Source organism: Mycobacterium heckeshornense (genome assembly GCF_016592155.1).
Classification (GTDB): Bacteria; Actinomycetota; Actinomycetes; order Mycobacteriales; family Mycobacteriaceae; genus Mycobacterium; species Mycobacterium heckeshornense.
Window position 1 is genome coordinate 4,686,151 of record NZ_AP024237.1, and the last position, 15,528, is coordinate 4,701,678.

Annotated in this window: 10 protein-coding genes and 1 pseudogene; 4 read left to right on the forward strand and 7 right to left on the reverse strand. The window is 65.4% G+C overall.

The features are described from left to right. Nucleotides 1-63 precede the first annotated feature (63 nt). Nucleotides 64-1,207 (reverse strand): annotated as a pseudogene (locus tag MHEC_RS22570) (glycoside hydrolase family 3 N-terminal domain-containing protein). Nucleotides 1,208-1,354: 147 nt separating this feature from the next. Here MHEC_RS22570 and MHEC_RS22575 point away from each other — a divergent pair. The 3 genes from MHEC_RS22575 (at nt 1,355) to MHEC_RS22585 (ending at nt 7,535) form a co-directional block, all read left to right on the forward strand. Next, nucleotides 1,355-1,528: a DUF2613 domain-containing protein gene (locus tag MHEC_RS22575; protein ID WP_071700116.1), complete on the forward strand. Its 174-nt coding sequence runs from the start codon at nt 1,355-1,357 to the stop codon at nt 1,526-1,528. A 56-nt stretch (nt 1,529-1,584) separates the two neighbouring features. Continuing rightward, entirely contained in the window at nt 1,585-5,862 is a 4,278-nt protein-coding gene (locus tag MHEC_RS22580) for an alpha-(1->3)-arabinofuranosyltransferase (RefSeq protein WP_099869039.1), read from the forward strand. Nucleotides 5,863-6,068: 206 nt separating this feature from the next. Beyond that, complete coding sequence (locus MHEC_RS22585) at nt 6,069-7,535, forward strand: lipase maturation factor family protein (RefSeq protein WP_048890496.1); 1,467 nt, start codon at nt 6,069-6,071, stop codon at nt 7,533-7,535. 52 nt (nt 7,536-7,587) lie between these two features. Here the strand turns inward: MHEC_RS22585 and MHEC_RS22590 are convergent, their stop codons facing one another. From MHEC_RS22590 to MHEC_RS22605, 4 genes are all read right to left on the reverse strand, one after another. After that, nucleotides 7,588-7,800 (reverse strand): TOBE domain-containing protein, encoded by a 213-nt coding sequence (locus MHEC_RS22590; RefSeq protein ID WP_048890495.1) that lies wholly within the window; start codon nt 7,798-7,800, stop codon nt 7,588-7,590. Between the two features lie 203 nt (nt 7,801-8,003). Beyond that, on the reverse strand, nt 8,004-9,074 hold the full coding sequence (gene cydB, locus MHEC_RS22595) for a cytochrome d ubiquinol oxidase subunit II (protein WP_048890494.1): 1,071 nt from the start codon (nt 9,072-9,074) through the stop codon (nt 8,004-8,006). 28 nt (nt 9,075-9,102) lie between these two features. After that, a complete protein-coding gene (locus MHEC_RS22600) occupies nt 9,103-10,551 on the reverse strand; it encodes a cytochrome ubiquinol oxidase subunit I (RefSeq protein WP_048890493.1) in 1,449 nt (482 codons plus the stop codon). A 147-nt stretch (nt 10,552-10,698) separates the two neighbouring features. Further along, nucleotides 10,699-12,348, reverse strand: coding sequence for an acetolactate synthase large subunit (locus MHEC_RS22605; RefSeq protein WP_048890492.1), 1,650 nt, complete (start codon nt 12,346-12,348; stop codon nt 10,699-10,701). A gap of 64 nt (nt 12,349-12,412) precedes the next feature. Between MHEC_RS22605 and MHEC_RS22610 the strand changes: the two genes are divergently transcribed. Next, nucleotides 12,413-13,828, forward strand: coding sequence for an NADP-dependent succinic semialdehyde dehydrogenase (locus MHEC_RS22610; protein ID WP_048890491.1), 1,416 nt, complete (start codon nt 12,413-12,415; stop codon nt 13,826-13,828). Between the two features lie 68 nt (nt 13,829-13,896). On the opposite strand, the gene MHEC_RS22615 is transcribed toward MHEC_RS22610, so the two are convergent. Both MHEC_RS22615 and MHEC_RS22620 read right to left on the reverse strand, forming a co-directional pair. Beyond that, nucleotides 13,897-14,838, reverse strand: coding sequence for a R2-like ligand-binding oxidase (locus MHEC_RS22615; protein ID WP_048890490.1), 942 nt, complete (start codon nt 14,836-14,838; stop codon nt 13,897-13,899). Next, nucleotides 14,835-15,509: a TetR/AcrR family transcriptional regulator gene (locus tag MHEC_RS22620; RefSeq protein ID WP_048890489.1), complete on the reverse strand. Its 675-nt coding sequence runs from the start codon at nt 15,507-15,509 to the stop codon at nt 14,835-14,837. The genes MHEC_RS22615 and MHEC_RS22620 overlap by 4 nt, the downstream gene beginning before the upstream one ends. Between the last annotated feature and the right edge of the window lie 19 nt (nt 15,510-15,528).

The window sequence follows — 15,528 nt, forward strand, 5'->3', positions numbered from 1 at the left end:
TGATCTGGCTAATTGCGGCGCATATGACTCCAGGGTAAGCACCAAGCTTCTCGCCCACATGCGCTACCGGCCACACGCCGGATTGGGTCCCTTCACCTCGGCCATTCGCAACACCGATTTGTCGACCGCGGGCATGGTCAACTCCCCCGCGGCCAGCGCTTTTTCCAGCCGGTCCAGTACCGCGGGCACCTCATCGGTAGTGACCCACAGCGCGGTGTCGGTGCCCGCTTGCAGGGTGCGCAACACCGCCTCCGCCACGCCGAAACGGTCGGAGATCGCGGCCATGCTGGACAGGTCGTCGCTGAATACCGGGCCGTCGAACGGCGGAGCACCGTAGCCGGAACCGGTGCGCAGCAACTGCACCGCGGCCGGGCTCAGGCTCGCCGGCTGGTCACCGGTCAGCCCGGGAACCTGCATGTGGCCGATCATGACCCCGACCGGGCCCGCGGTGACCAGCGTCCGATACGGCACCAGGTCGTCGCGTTGCAGCTCGCTCAGCGGCGGGGTGGTGACGGCGCCGGTGTGCGAGTCACCGGAACCATGCCCGTGCCCCGGAAAATGCTTGAGCACCGGCAGCAACCCGGCGTCTCGCAGGCCGCGCGCGTAGGCGCCGGCGTAGGCGGTGACGACGGCCGGATCGGACCCGAACGATCGGTCGCCGATGACCGTGTCGGCCGGGGCGTCGCTGACGTCGACCACCGGGGCGAAGTCGATGGTGATGCCCAGAGTGCGCATCTTGCGGCCCCGGTCCACGGCCACGGTGTACACCTCGTCGGGGGTTTTCGTCTGCGCCAGCACCCGGGCCGGCGGAGCGGCCCCAATCAGGGGGGGACAGCCGCGACACCCGGCCGCCTTCCTCGTCGACACCCACGGCCAGCGGCAACGGGGCCGCGCTGCGCGCGATAGCGGTCAGCGAGCCGTCGGTCAACATCGACAGGTCCGTCCAGCTGCCGACGAAGATTCCGCCGACGTGGTGGTTGGCGACGACGGCCTTGGCATCACCGGCATTGCGCACGCCGACCATCAGCAGCTGCGCAAGCTTGTCACGGGTCGACATCGCCGCCAACATCGCAGTCCCGTCACCGCATGCCGGAGGGACCGGCTTGGCTGGGGCGCCCGCACCGGGCCGCGGAGACCTGGGTGGGTGCTCGGCACTGCGGCCGCATGCCGTCACCAGAATCGACGCAGCGGCCAGCACGGCGACCATGCGGACGACAAACACCAGCCCATGCTGTCACGTCGACGACCCGCAGCGGACGTGGGCCACCTGGTGCCGAAAACCACGCCGCGGGCCGCCAGTTGCGTTTCTGCTAGGTTGGCGGCAACCCACGATCGCATTTTCGAGGAGCCACCGATGAACCGGTTCGTCGCACCCGCAGCGGCCAGCGTCGTGGTCGGTCTGTTGCTTGGTGCGGCCGCAATCTTCGGCATCACACTGATGGTGCAACAGGACACAAAACCTCCGCTGCCCGGTGGCGATCCGCAGTCGTCGGTGCTCAACCGGGTCGAGTACGGCAACCGCACCTGACTTGGCGATGCGGGCCGGCGCGGCCCGGGGGAAGCGCCGGGCAATCCGGATCTGGTGTGGGCACGCCCGTCGCGGCCGACCCGGCGCAGGGTTCGCGGCTCCCAGCGGCGCGGCTATCACGGTCATGGTTGTGGGTGGTTGGAGCAATTGCACTGGGGTTAAGCTTCGCCCAGTCGCCGGGACAGATTTCGCCCGACACCAAACTCGACCTGACCGCCAACCCGCTGCGCTTTCTCGCCCGAGCGACCAACCTGTGGAACAGCGAACTGCCGTTCGGCCAAGCGCAAAACCAGGCCTATGGCTACCTGTTTCCGCACGGCACGTTCTTCCTGGCCGGGCATCTGCTCGGGCTGCCGGGTTGGATCACCCAGCGGCTGTGGTGGGCCTTGCTGCTCACCGCCGGGTTTTGGGGGTTGTTGCGGGTCGCTGAAGTGCTGACGATCGGCAGTCCGACGTCACGGGTCATCGCCGCCGCGGCGTTTGCGCTGTCGCCGCGGGTGTTGACCACGGTCGGGTCGATCTCCTCGGAAACCCTGCCGATCATGTTGGCGCCGTGGGTGCTGCTGCCGACCATTGTGGCGCTGCGGGCCGAACCCGGCAGGTCGGTGCGCCGGCTGGCCGGACAGGCCGGGCTGGCGGTCGCACTGATGGGCGCAGTAAACGCGATCGCCACGTTGGCGGGTTGCTTGCCCGCCGTCGTCTGGTGGGCGTGTCATCGCCCCTGCCGGGTGTGGTGGCGGTACACCCGGTGGTGGCTGCTGGCACTGGCGTTGGCGATGCTGTGGTGGCTGGTAGCGCTGATTCTGCTGGCCCGGATCAGCCCGCCGTTCCTGGACTTCATCGAGTCCTCAGGCGTGACCACCCAGTGGTCGTCGCTGGTCGAGGTGCTGCGCGGTACGGCCAGCTGGACTCCATTCGTGGCGCCCAACGCGACCGCGGGCGCGCCGCTCGTCACCGGCTCGGTGGCCATCTTGGCCACCTGCCTGGTCGCGGCCGGTGGCCTGGCGGGCCTGGCTGGGTTGGCCGGCCGCGGCGCGCCCGCAAGCGGGCGGCTGGTGACGATGCTGCTGAGCGGCGTGGTGCTGCTGGCAGCCGGCTACTCCGGTGGACTGGGTTCGCCGCTGGCCCACCACGTGCAGGCTTTTCTTGATGCCGGCGGCGCACCGCTGCGCAACGTGCACAAGCTGGAATCGCTGATCCGGATCCCGCTCGTGCTGGGCCTGGCGCAGCTGCTGGGCCGGATACCGCTGCCCGGCAGCGCGCCGGTCCGCGACTGGGTAGCCGCATTCGCCCATCCCGAACGCGACAAGCGGGTTGCGGTCGGAATCGTGGTGATGGTCGCACTGATGGTCAGCACCTCGCTGGCCTGGACCGGCCGGCTCACGCCGCCGGGCACCTTCCGTGCGATACCTCAATACTGGCGCGATGCCGCCGCCTGGCTCGCCGAGCACAACACTGGCGCGCCGATGCCCGGACGGGTGCTGGTGGTTCCCGGCGCCCCCTTCGCCACCCAGGTCTGGGGGACCAGTCACGACGAGCCGCTGCAGGTCCTCGGCAGCAGCCCGTGGGGCGTGCGTGACTCCATCCCGTTGACCCCGCCCCAAACCATCCGGGCGCTGGACTCGGTGCAGCGTCTGTTCGCCGCTGGCCGGCCGTCGGCGGGGCTAGCCGATACCCTTTCCCGCCAAGGCATTTCGTATGTGGTAGTGCGCAACGATCTGGACCCTGAAACGTCGCGTTCCGCACGCCCGATTCTGGTTCACCGCGCCATCGCCGGGTCGCCGCGGCTGCAGAAGGTGGCGCAATTCGGGGCGCAGGTCGGCGCCGGGGTCGTGTCGGGTTTCGTCACCGACAGTGGGTTGCGGCCGCCGTATCCCGCGGTCGAGATCTACCGGGTCACCACCGCTGCCGGTAATCCGGCAGCGCCGTACTTCGCCGACATTGACCGACTGGCCCGCATCGACGGCGGCCCGGAGGTGCTGCTGCGCCTCGACGAACGCCGGCGTCTGCTAAACAACTCGCCGCTGGGTCCGGTGCTGATGAGTGCCGACGCCCGGGGCGCCGGCCTGCCGGCGCCCCTCGTCACCGTCACCGACACCCCGTTGGCGCGGGAGACCGACTATGGCCGGGTGGACCTGCACTCGTCAGCGATCCGCGCGCCGGGCGACGCTCGGCACACCTACAACCGGGTGCCCGACTATCCGGTTCCGGGTGCCGACACGGTGTTCGGCGGTTGGACCGGTGGCCGGGTCACCGCGTCGAGTTCGTCGTCGGACGCCACCGCGCTGCCCGATGTCGCGCCCGCCACGTCGCCAGCCGCGGCCGTCGACGGCGACCCGGCGACCGCGTGGGTGTCCAATGCACTGCAAGCCGCGGTCGGTCAATGGCTGCAGGTCGATTTCGACCACCCGGTGACCAACGGCGTCATCACCCTGACGCCCAGCGCGACCGCCGTCGGCGCCCAGATCCGTCGCATCCAGATCGCTACCGTCAACGGCACCACGACGCTGCGGTTCGACGAGCCCGGCAAACCGCTCACCGCGGCGCTACCTTACGGCGAAACACCATGGGTGCGAATCACCGCCATCGGCACCGACGACGGGTCCGCCGGTGTGCAATTCGCCATCACCGACCTGTCGGTTACCCAGTACGACGCGTCGGGCTTTGCCCACCCGGTCGCGCTGCGGCACACCGTGCTTGTTCCAGGTCCACCACCGGATTCGATTGTCACACAATGGAATCTGGGTTCGGAGCCGCTGGGCCGACCGGGTTGCGCCGAAGGGCCCGACGGCGTGCACTGTGCGGCGTCGATGGCCCTGACTCCGGAAGAACAGGTCGGTTTCAGCCGAACGCTGACGGTGCCGCGGCCGATGTCGGTGACGCCGAGGGTGTGGGTGCGGCCGCGGCAAGGGCCTCAGCTGGCCGACCTGGTCGCCGAGCCGGGCACCGTGCGGGCCCACGGCGACTCCGACCTCGTCGACGTGCTCGGCTCGGCATACGCCGCCGCCGACGGGGATCCGGCTACCGCGTGGACGGCACCGCAGCACGTCGTCCAATACAAGACGCCGCCGACGCTCACCCTCACTTTGCCGCGGCCCACGGAGGTGACCGGGTTGCGGTTGACCGCGAGCCGGTCCGCGGTGCCGGCCCACCCTACGATGGTCGCCGTCGACCTCGGCGACGGCCCACAGGTCCGCGAACTGAAATCGAGCGACGCGGCCGGACCGCAGACAATCCGGCTGAAATCCCGGACCACCGACACCATCACGATCAGCTTGCTGAACTGGAACGACGTCATCGACCGTACGGCGCTGGGTTTCGACCAGCTCAAGCCGCCGGGGCTGGCGGAGGTGGCAGTACTCGGCAGCGAGGACCGACCGGTGGCGGGCGCCGATGCTCAACGCAACCGGTCGCGGGAGATCACCGTCGACTGCGGTCACGGCCCGGTCATCGCGATCGCGGGCCGCTTCGTGCACACCTCGATCCGCACCACGGCGGGCGCATTGCTCGACGGCGAACCGGTGGCGGCCCAACCATGCGAGCGGGAGCCCATCGCGCTGCCGACCGGGCAGCAGGAGCTGGTGATCAGCCCCGGCGACGCGTTCGCGGTCGACGGAGCCGAGCTGACGGATCCCGCCGTAGCTGAATTACCCAACGCCACCAAGGTTCTCGCTGAGACCGGTGCCTGGGGGCCGGCGCGCCGCGAGGTCAGGGCACCGACGGCCAACGCCCCGCGGGTGCTTGTGGTGCCGGAAAGCATCAACCCCGGCTGGGTGGCGCGCACCAGCGACGGCACCAGGCTGACACCCATCGCGGTGAATGGCTGGCAGCAGGGCTGGATCGTGCCCGCAGGCACCGCGGGCACGATCACGCTGACTTTTGTTTCCAACTCGCTTTACCGCGCCGGGCTGCTGGGCGGTCTGACCATGCTGCCTCTGCTGGCTCTGCTCGCATGGTGGCCGGCGCGGCGGCGACGTGCCGACGACGAGCCCGCGCGGCCATGGGCGCCGCGGCACTGGGGCGCGGTCGCGGTGTTGGCAGTAGGGACGCTGATCGCCGGCGCCGCCGGGTTCGTCACGTTCGGCGCGGCCCTGGCGTTACGGTACGCGCTGCGCGACCGGCAGCGGATGTGCGAGGCGGTCACCGTCGGGTTGAGCGCCGGCGGGCTCATCGTGGCCGGTGCACTGCTGTCGCGGCATCCCTGGCGGTCGGTCGACGGCTACGCCGGCCATTCGCCGGGGGTGCAGCTGCTGGCGCTGATCTCGCTCGCAATGCTCGCCTCAGCGGCGACGATGCGGGCCGCTTATCGGCCCGAGGAGGAGCCGCGCAACTAGGCCCAGCGGCGACGATGCGGGCCGCTTATCGGCCCGAGGAGGAGCCGCGCAACTAGGCCCAGCGGCGACGATGCGGGCCGCTTATCGGCCCGAGGAGGAGCCGCGCGGACGATGATGGGCAGATTTTCTGCGCGATCGAAATTGCGTTCTAGGCTGGAAGCCTAGGCAGGCGGTTGTCAACGTCCACAGTCCCGGGAGTTGCGGACATGGGATGGTTTACGGCACCCGAATATTGGCTGGGCAGACTGGTACTCGAGCGCGGTGTCGCGGCTGTCTATCTGATCGCATTCCTCGCGGCAGCGTGCCAATTCCGTGCGCTTCTCGGGGAGCACGGCATGCTGCCAATACCGCGTTATCTCGCTCGGCAGAGTTTTTGGCAGGCGCCGAGCCTTTTTCATTTCCACTATTCGGACCGGTTTTTCTCGGGCATCTCCTGGTTCGGTGCGGCGCTCTCAGCGGCGATTGTCGCCGGCCTCGCCGACCTCGTGCCGTTGTGGGCGGCGATGCTGATGTGGCTGGTGCTATGGGTGCTCTATCTGTCGATCGTCAACGTCGGCCAGACGTGGTATTCGTTCGGCTGGGAGTCGCTGCTGCTGGAGACCGGGTTTCTCGCGATCTTCCTGGGTAACGACCGCGTCGGCCCGCCGCTGCTGACCATGTGGCTGGCGCGGCTCCTGTTATTCCGGCTGGAGTTCGGTGCCGGCTTGATCAAATTGCGCGGTGACCCGTGCTGGCGGAACCTGACCTGCCTGTACTACCACCACGAGACCCAGCCCATGCCTGGGCCGCTGAGTTGGTTCTTTCATCACCTCCCCAAGCCGCTTCACCGAGTCGAAGTCGCGGTCAACCATTTCGCCCAACTCGTGGTCCCGTTCGGGTTGTTCGCGCCGCAGCCGGTAGCCAGCATGGCCGGAGCGGTCGTCGTCATCACTCAACTGTGGCTGGTGATTTCCGGCAACTTCGCCTGGCTCAATTGGCTGACGATCTTGCTGGGCTGCAGCGTGATCGATGACGCATCGTGGTCCACGGTCCTGCCGGTGCCGAAGCCGGCCGCGTTTACCGAGCCGCCACTCTGGTTCGCCGGACTGGTTCTCGCCTTCACGGTGCTGTCGCTGTTTTTGAGCTACTGGCCGATGCGCAACATGATGTCGCGCCATCAGCGCATGAACATGTCGTTCAACCCGTTTCACCTTGTCAACACCTACGGGGCGTTCGGGAGCATCGGACGGATTCGTAACGAGCTGGTCGTCGAGGGCACCGACGAGGCCACCCTTACCGAGCAAACGCGGTGGAAGGAATACGAATTCAAAGGTAAACCCGGCGCGGTCCGTCGGCTGCCGCGGCAATGGGCGCCGTACCATCTGCGTCTGGACTGGCTCATGTGGTTCGCCGCTATCTCGCCGCTCTACGCCGAGCGATGGCTGGGCCCGTTCCTGGTGCGGCTACTGCAAAATGACCGGGCGACACTGCGCTTGCTGCGGCGTAATCCATTCCCCGGTTCCCCGCCACGGTATGTGCGAGTGCAGCTCTACCAGTACCGCTACACCACATTACGGGAGTTGCTGCGCGAACGAGCCTGGTGGCATCGCACCCCAGTCGGTGAGTACGTCGGTCCGGTCACGCTCGGCAAGGCGAAGACATCTCCCGCCTCCGGCGACTGGCTCTCGTGGTGAGTCGTTCCGGCTGAGACGCGATAAGCCAGAGAAAAAGAAACCTGTGCACGGGTTAATCGACGCCGATCGTCACTTCCGTCGACTTGATAAACACCGTCGCGGGTTGACCGGTCTTGAGGCTCAGCTCTTGTGCGGCATCTTTGGTAATCGACGAGGTGATAACCTGGTCGCCGCCGTCGAGCCGCACTTTGACGATCGCCATGACGTTGCCCAGCGCGACGTCGGCAATGGTCCCTTTGAGCTGGTTTCGGGTAGACAGGCGCATCACAGTCCTCCATCTCACAAGTAGTTTGCGACGAGCATAGGTCTGCGGGCCCACGTGGCGTATCGTTTCAGACCGGCGGGCTTGGTCCGGCCGAAATCCCTGGCGGCCGGTCGAACATGCTTCGGCGCACAGACGCTGCGGACCCGTTTCGCGTCCAATTGGGTGTCATTGTGTCTTTTCGCGCCGGCTGCCCGCCGCCTCAATCACACCGCCGCCCTCGGCAGGCCTATCGATGCTGGTATCCGCTCGGCGGAGATCCGTTGGCGAAAAACCCAATACGTCCAACCCTGGTACACCATGACAAGTGGTGCGAAGATCAATGCTGTCCACGACATGAACCGCAGCGTGTACGGGCTTGACGACCCGTTGTAGACGGTAATGCTCCAATTCGGATTCAGTGTCGATGGAACCAGGTCGGGGTACAAGGCGCCAAACAGCAAAACCACCAGCGCGGTAACGACTAGCGTCGTACACACGAACGCCCAACCCTCGCCGGAGTTAGCTGCCGTCGCTTTGCGTCCCATCCACCGCCACCACACCAGCCCTACCGCAGTCAACTGAGCTGCCACGGCAGCCGCCAGGACCCACCAAGTCCAGACTTTTCCATGAGCCAGCTGAGTCCACAGCCCGAACGCACCCAGTACCACAGTCGCCGGCAACGACAACGCGGTTGCGAAGCGCTGCGCGTCCTTATGCACTGCCTGGTCAGTCTTGAGGACGAGAAATACCGCGCCGTGGAAAAGAAATAGCGCACCGGTCGTGATTCCACCAAGGACGGTATAGGCGTTGATGACATCGCCAAACGACAGGTGCACGTGGTGGTGCGCATCGACGGGCAATCCACGAACCAAGCCGGCGAAGGCCACCCCCCACAGAATTCCAGGCAGCCACGATCCCGCCGCAATCCCGGCGTCCGCCCAGGCGCGCCACTTCATGTCGTCGATCTTGCCGCGCCATTCGATGGCTACCGCCCGAACGATCATGCCGAATAAGATCGCCAACAAAGGCAGATAGAGCGCGCTGAACACGGTGGCATACCAGTTCGGGAACGCGGCAAACATCGATGCGCCCGCGGTGATCAGCCATACCTCATTGCCATCCCAGACCGGCCCGATCGTGTTGAGGACGGCGCGTCGATGCGCCTCACGGTCGCCTTTCGCGATCCGACCCAGCGGCGCCATCAACATACCGACGCCGAAGTCGAAACCTTCTAGAATGAAAAATCCGAGGAAGAGCACGGCGAGGATGACGCACCACAGCTGCTGTAGGCCCACCGTGAATCAGCTCCTCTCCCTTGATGGCTCAGTAAGCAAATGACAGCGGCGCGACGTCTTCTTGATCGGGTGACGGGGGCGGCACAGGTTCAGCGTCGTGCTCCTGCGGCCCCGCCGCCACATAGCGGCGCAGTAGCCAGAACCAAATCACAGCGAGCGCGGCGTAGACCAGGGTAAGGATCGTCAATGAGAACATCACCGTCGCCGGTGTGTGATCAGAAGCCGCTTGCTCCACGGTGATTCGGACCGACTGATCCCCGTCTGGATTGGGCACCACGACCCACGGTTGTCGACCCATCTCAGTGAACACCCAACCGGCGATGTTTGCCAAGAACGGCGCGGGAATAGTAAGCAGCGCTAGCCCTGAAAACCACCGCCGGTCCGGAACCCGCTTACGTCGTGTCATCCACAGCGCAAGAAGGGAAAACAGCACCGGCATGACAAGCAGCCCCACCATGGCCCGAAATGACCAGTACGTCACGAACAGGTTCGGCCGGTAGTCTCCCGGTCCGAACTGCTTTTCGTAGCGCTGCTGAATATCTTTGACACCTTCCAGTGTGACGCCGCTGAACTTCCCTTCCGCCAGGAAGGGAAGCACGTATTGAGCTTCGATCACCCGTGTGATGCTGTCGCAATTGTTATGGGTGCCGATGGTGAGAATCGAGAAGTACGGGTCGGATTCGGTGTGGCACAACGATTCCGCCGAAGCCATCTTCATGGGCTGCTGTCGGAACATCAGCTTGCCCTGCGTATCTCCGGTGAAGAACAACCCCACCGCAGCGGCTAGGACAACCAGGCAACCGAGGATGGCTGCTGGCCGGTACATGGTGTGCGCCTCGTCAGCGCGAGGTTTGCGGACCATCCACCATGCACTGACGCCGGACACGAACACGCCGGCGGTCAGCAGACTACCGACGACCGCATGCGCAAACGCCCATATTGCGGTGTTGTTGGTGAGCAGCGCGACGATGCTATCCAGCTCAGCGCGCCTCGTCGTCGGGTTGTAGTGCGCTCCGACCGGATGTTGCATGAACGAGTTCGCCGAAATGATAAAGAACGCAGATAGATTCACCGCGATCGCGACCACCCAGATGCATCCCAGATGAACCAGCCGAGGCAGTCGGCTCCAGCCGAAGATCCACAAGCCGATGAAGACAGACTCGAAGAAAAACGCAGCTAAACCCTCCATCGCCAACGGCGCGCCGAATACATCGCCGACGAACCGTGAATATTCACTCCAGTTCATTCCGAACTGGAACTCCTGCACCAGCCCGGTGGCAACCCCTATTGCGAAATTGATTAAAAACAGCTTGCCGAAGAATTTCGTGAGCCGATACCAGGCGGCGTTGTTCGTGGCCACCCAAATCGTCTGCATTGCTGCGATTAGCGGTGCCAGGCCGATTGTCAACGGTACAAAAATAAAGTGGTAGACCGTTGTGATCCCGAACTGCCATCGGGAAATGTCGACCAAATCCATCAGCGCTCCACCCGACGCAGAAAGCTGTCTACGACATAGAGTAGTAGAAGCGGGCCTCCGCGTCTACCCTCGGCCGCGCGCGCAGCGATTGAGTCCACCAGAGCAGGCGGCGGGCCCGGTCGGCGCCGCTTTACCGGGGTAAACCGTTTACAACGTCGCGTCCAGCTGGCCGAGCCGATTCGTCAGCCGCAGGTTCTCGGAATAGTCCACTGGACAAGAGATCACCGACACACCGTCGTCGTCGAGCGCGCTCTTCAGCGTCGGGAGCAGCTCTTGGGCGTTGCCGATGCGATATCCCCTGGCGCCGAAGCTTTCCGCGTATTTCACCACGTCGGGATTGCCGAACCTCACATAGTGGTGGTCGCCGAGTTCAAGGTCCATCTTCCATTCGATGAGGCCGTATCCGCCATCCTCCCAGATCAGCACGACCAGCGGTATGCGCTCCCGGACGGCGGTCTCGATTTCTTGCGAGTTCATCATGAAAGCCCCGTCGCCCACAGCGGCCAATACCTTGCAGTCCGGGCACGCTAGCTTGACCCCGAGCGCTCCCGGTAATGCAAAAGACATGGTGGACAATCCGTTTGAGATCAAACATGTGTTGCGCTCATATGTGGGATATAGCCGGGCCATCCACATCTTCGTCGCGCCGGTGTCGACTAGCACGATGTCGTTGCGGCCCAGCGCGGCGCGGGTATCGGCGACCACCCGCTGCGGCGCCAGCGGAAATCGCGAATCCTGTTGTCCACGAGCGAATTCCTCAGCCAGCAGATCACAGGCTGGTGCCGTGGCGGCACTGGGGAAGCGGTGCCCCGCTAAGGCATCGGTCAGCGCGTTCAATGACGCACTGATGTCTCCGATGATACCGACGGCGACCGGGTAGTGCATATCCACTTCGGCGGGAAAGCGGTGGATGTGGATGATCTTCTTGTCGGCAGTCGGGTTGATCTGGACCGGGTCAAACTCCTGCAGTTCATATCCGACCGCGATGACGACATCGGCGTTGTCGAAGCCGAAATTGACGTAGTCATGGCGCATGAACCCGATGGTGCCGATGCTGTTCGAATGGTCGTCGGGCATCACGCCTTTGCCGTGGAAGGTGTTGGCGACCGGGATCCCTAGCTCGTCCGAGAACCGGATCAGGGCCGCGCTGGCGTCATTGCGGGCAGCACCATGCCCGGCCAGCACCACCGGGCGCTGTGCCTGACGTAGGATCGCGACGGCCCGCTGGACCTGACCCGCCGCCGGGGCCTCGGCGCGGACGACGTTGCGGGGTAGCGGGGTGAGATCTGAATAGTCGGTGGTGTCGGCATCGATATCCTCGGGCACGGCCAGGTAAACCGCAGCCGGACGTTCCGTCTCGGCCACCTTGAACGCCTTGCGGAACATTTCCGGAATCGCCCGCGCGGTGGGAACGCCGTCGGCCCAGCGGGTGACCGGGGCGAACATCGATACCAGGTCGACGTATTGGTGCGACTCCTTGTATTCACGGTCGCGGCCGACCTGGGCGGAGATCGCGACCATCGGGGTGCTGTTGGTGGTGGCGTCGGCGACGCCGAGCTGCATGTTGATCGCACCTGGGCCCAAGGTGCTCGACACCACGGCCGCGCGTCCCGTGACGCGGCCATACATCTCGGCCATGAACGCCGCCCCCTGCTCATGGCGGGTGAGCACATAGCGGATCTCCGATGCGGCCAGCGCCTGAACAAACCGGATGTTCTCTTCGCCCGGTATTCCGAAGACGACGGACACGCCCTCGTTTTCGAGGCATTTGACCATCAGCTGGGCGGCGGTACTCACCCAAGCCACGATAGTGGCAGGCTGGAGGGCGGTTTAGCAGACGACCAGCCGAAGGGATGTCAGCATGCCCATCGCCACCATCAACCCGGCAACTGGAGAGACGGTCCGAACCTTTACTCCGGCCACGCCCGAGGAAATCGACACAGCGATCGGGCGGGCACATGCCCGCTTCGCCGAGTATCGCCGGACTACCTTCGCGGAGCGTGCGAAGTGGGCGCGGGCCACCGCCGAGCTGCTCGAAGCCGAGGCCGACCAGACCGCGGCGATGATGACACTGGAGATGGGCAAGACGCTGGTGGCGGCAAGGGCAGAAGTTCTTAAGTGCGCCAAGGGATTTCGTTACTACGCCGACAATGCCGAACAGCTGCTCGCTGACGAGCCGGCCGACGCCGCCGCGGTGGGCGCGGCCAAGGCCTACACCCGGTATCAACCGCTGGGGGTGGTGCTGGCCGTCATGCCGTGGAATTTCCCGCTCTGGCAGGCAGTGCGATTCGCTGCACCCGCGCTGATGGCCGGCAACGTGGGTATCCTCAAGCACGCCTCCAACGTGCCGCAGACCGCGCTCTATCTCGCCGACGTTATCGCCCGCGGCGGCTTTCCGGACGGCTGCTTCCAGACGCTGCTGGTACCTTCCAGCGCCGTCGAGCCCATCCTGCGTGATCCCCGGGTGGCTGCGGCGACCCTGACCGGCAGCGAACCGGCAGGACGATCGGTGGCCGCCGTCGCCGGCGACGAGATCAAGCCCACCGTACTCGAACTCGGCGGCAGCGATCCGTTCATCGTCATGCCGTCGGCCGATCTCGACGCGGCGGTTAGCACCGCGGTCACCGCGCGGGTGCAAAACAACGGGCAGTCCTGCATCGCGGCGAAACGATTCATCATCCATACCGATGTCTACGACGCTTTCGTAGAAAAGTTCGTCGAGCAGATGGCGGCGCTGCGGGTCGGCGACCCGACCGACCCCGACACCGACGTCGGCCCGCTGGCCACCGAGCAGGGCCGCGCCGACGTGGAAAAGCTTGTCGACGAAGCCGTCGCCGCTGGTGCCGTGATCCGTTGCGGTGGAAAGCGTCTCGACCGGCCTGGGTGGTTCTACCCGCCCACGGTCATCACGAACATCCGCCGCGACATGCCGATCTTTTGCGAAGAGGTGTTCGGCCCGGTGGCGTCGGTGTATCGCGCCGCCGACATCGACGAGGCGATCGAGATCGCCAACTCCACCACGTTCGGGCTGGGCTCCAACGCCTGGACCCGCGAGGAGTCCGAGCAGCAGCGCTTCATCGACGACATCGAAGCCGGTCAGGTCTTCATCAACGGGATGGTGGTGTCCTACCCTGAGCTGCCGTTCGGCGGTATCAAGCGTTCCGGCTACGGCCGCGAGCTGGCCGGGCACGGAATCCGGGAGTTCTGCAACACCAAAACGGTCTGGATCGGCTCACCTGAGACTGGCGACTGCGGTAGCGGCGAGAAGGCCGAGTGACGCCGCCGAGCAGACGCAGAATCGCACGTTTGGCCACAGAATTGTGCGATTCTGCGTCTGCTCAGCGTCTATGCCGAAGCAGCTAGCGCCTTCTGGTCCTCGTCGGCGAAAGTGTCCTCTAACCGCAGTGGCGAGTAGTCGAGGTCGATCTCTGCGACCGGACGCCCGCGAGCGCTGCTGATCGTGCCGAAGCGGCGCATGCCCTTATCGCTGGCATACTGCAAGAACTCGTCCTCGGACAGGCCGAACGGAATGTCGGGGGCATACAGCGCAAAGCCCTCCTCGGTCAGCCGCAGCGCCAGCGGCATCAGCTCGTTCATGCGGCGTTCGAACACCGTCCAGTTGGCGTCGTCGGCGGCGACGTGGCGCCGGCAAGTGAAAGTTCCCCACGCCATATGACGTCGCTCGTCGTCACTGATGCGCTGAACCAACTGCTGCATGCCGGGCAGGATGCCGCGCTCGACGCAGATTTTGTGCCAGGCGTAGTAGCCCGTCAGCGCCAACATGCCTTCGACGATGTGGTTGTAGGTCACCGACGCGCGAACCTGTGCTGCCGGCGAAGGGTCAATCGACAAGGCGTTCAGGGACTCCGGGAGTTCTTCGTTGAACATCTGCCGGTATGCCGGCAAGTCGTCGAGGTAACCGTGCAGATCGCCGGCGACGCCAACGGCGTCCAGCCACAGCCGGAACACCTGGGTGTGCTTGGCCTCCTCGAACGCGAACTGGGTCAAGTACATTTCGTCGCCGAGACGCCCTTCCGCGCGCATTGCGGCCATGAACGGCTGGATATCCTTGGTGACCGCCTCCTCGCCGGCGATGAATTCCGCGCACAGCCGGGTGGCGTAGTGGCGCTCGCGCTCGGTAAGCGCCTCCCAATCGTCGCGGTCGCGGGAGAAGTCGATATCAGCGGGATCCCAGAACTTCGCATTGCCGCCGGCAAACAACTTGAGCGGCAGGCTATCCCAGTTCAGCCCACCGGCGACCAGTGAGCCGTACCGTGTGCGTGTCATATGACCTCCTTGGTTGTTGGCTTCGTTGCCGTGCTGCAGAAGGCGGCTGCCAGCACGGCGACCAGCCGGCGCACGGCTAGGGCCGGTTGCTCTGGCGTGGGGTCGTCGAGCCCGAGAACTGGATCCACCCCGCGCACGTACGGTGCCAACGCCAGATGCGGAAAGATCATGAGCAGCAACGACAACAACGCGTCGGTATCCGCGTCGGCCCGCAGGTCGCCGCGCGCCTGCGCGTCACGCACCAACGGCCGCAGAACCTCCAAGTAGTGACGGTGGATTACCGACCGCACGCTGATGCGGGCGTCGGTGTCGACCTCGAAACTGGCCGCGGCGTGAAGCGACCGTTCCCGTGGATGGTCGGCGAAGTAGGCGACCCACGCGTCGAGCAGGTCGGTGAGGAATTCGAAAAATGGTCTGCTCGGGTCGAGTTCGCGGATGCGGTCCTCCATGTAGGCCCGCACACGCTGGCTGCCGACGTCGGCGATGAACGCGTAGAGGTCGCGCTTGTCTGCGAAGTATTGGAACAGGCTGCCCTTGGCGACACCGGCGCGCCGAGCGATGACGTTCAGGCTGCCGCGGGAGAAGCCGTGCGCGCCAAACTCTGCCTCGGCGGCTTCGACCACCGCCGCGCGACGGGCCGGATCCACACGGGCCCAGGTGACCGTTGGCATCGAAGACTCCTAGCGCCGA

What these genes read in the sequence shown, in the direction of transcription:
- MHEC_RS22600 (WP_048890493.1), bottom strand. Translation starts at nt 10,551, where the DNA reads ATGGATTTGGTCGACATTTCCCGATGGCAGTTCGGGATCACAACGGTC.
- MHEC_RS22620 (WP_048890489.1), bottom strand. Translation starts at nt 15,509, where the DNA reads ATGCCAACGGTCACCTGGGCCCGTGTGGATCCGGCCCGTCGCGCGGCG.
- MHEC_RS22615 (WP_048890490.1), bottom strand. Translation starts at nt 14,838, where the DNA reads ATGACACGCACACGGTACGGCTCACTGGTCGCCGGTGGGCTGAACTGG.
- MHEC_RS22610 (WP_048890491.1), top strand. Translation starts at nt 12,413, where the DNA reads ATGCCCATCGCCACCATCAACCCGGCAACTGGAGAGACGGTCCGAACC.
- MHEC_RS22575 (WP_071700116.1), top strand. Translation starts at nt 1,355, where the DNA reads ATGAACCGGTTCGTCGCACCCGCAGCGGCCAGCGTCGTGGTCGGTCTG.
- MHEC_RS22585 (WP_048890496.1), top strand. Translation starts at nt 6,069, where the DNA reads ATGGGATGGTTTACGGCACCCGAATATTGGCTGGGCAGACTGGTACTC.
- MHEC_RS22590 (WP_048890495.1), bottom strand. Translation starts at nt 7,800, where the DNA reads ATGCGCCTGTCTACCCGAAACCAGCTCAAAGGGACCATTGCCGACGTC.